Source organism: Paenibacillus agaridevorans, assembly GCF_003112455.1.
GTDB lineage: Bacteria > Bacillota > Bacilli > Paenibacillales > Paenibacillaceae > Pristimantibacillus > Pristimantibacillus agaridevorans.
In genome coordinates, this window is sequence record NZ_BDQX01000335.1 from 10,329 (window position 1) to 11,014 (window position 686).

General features: G+C 54.5%; 1 protein-coding gene and 1 pseudogene. Both read right to left on the reverse strand.

Annotation, left to right across the window (positions count from 1 at the left end; all coding sequences use genetic code 11):
• Positions 1 to 398 (reverse strand): response regulator (locus PAT3040_RS37450; protein WP_181376844.1); only part of this gene is annotated, 398 nt, incomplete at its 3' end.
• A 95-nt stretch (positions 399 to 493) separates the two neighbouring features.
• Positions 494 to 686, reverse strand: a pseudogene (locus PAT3040_RS37455) (stage II sporulation protein R); the annotation flags it as partial.

Here is a 686-nt window from a genome sequence, read left to right on the forward strand (position 1 = left end):
GTCTCGGACTCCGAATCGCGAATCGTCTCCGCCCTGAGGGCTGCTTCCACCCGCTGCAAGAGGCTCTCTACCTTGCCCTCGTCCACCGGCTTCACCAAATAATCATAAGCGCCATGCCGCATCGCGGTTTGCGCGTATTCGAAACGATCATAAGCAGATACCATAACAACCTTGGGCTTCACATTTTCCCGCTCCAGCATCCCGAGAAATTCCAGTCCGTCCATATTGGGCATGCGGATGTCGGTCAGCACCACGTCAGGCCGCTCTTCCTTGATAAGCGCCAGCGCCGCCGCTCCGTCCTTCGCGTCCAGGACGAGGTCTGCGGGGCGCAGCGTTAGAATCATATTTTTCATCCCTCTGCGATGTCTCGGTTCATCGTCCACGATCAATATCTTCATCCTCATTCCCTCCCCACACTTCTATTATAGTAAAATACATGGCGCGGCATGGGGAATAATATTTGGATAGGTGGACTTTGATTGGCTGTTCTTCCCTAGAACAAGGACTTGATCCAGTCGATGAACTTCTGTATCATTTCCCACAAGAAAAACTTTGCTTTCGGCGCTTCCGGAGTATCGGACCCGGCATCACCGGCATCTGTGGCCGACGCCGCTTTTACGTTCGTCGCGGCTTCCGCGTTCGCCTCAGCTGTAACGGCCGTTTCAACCTCAGCTGCCGCGGATGCT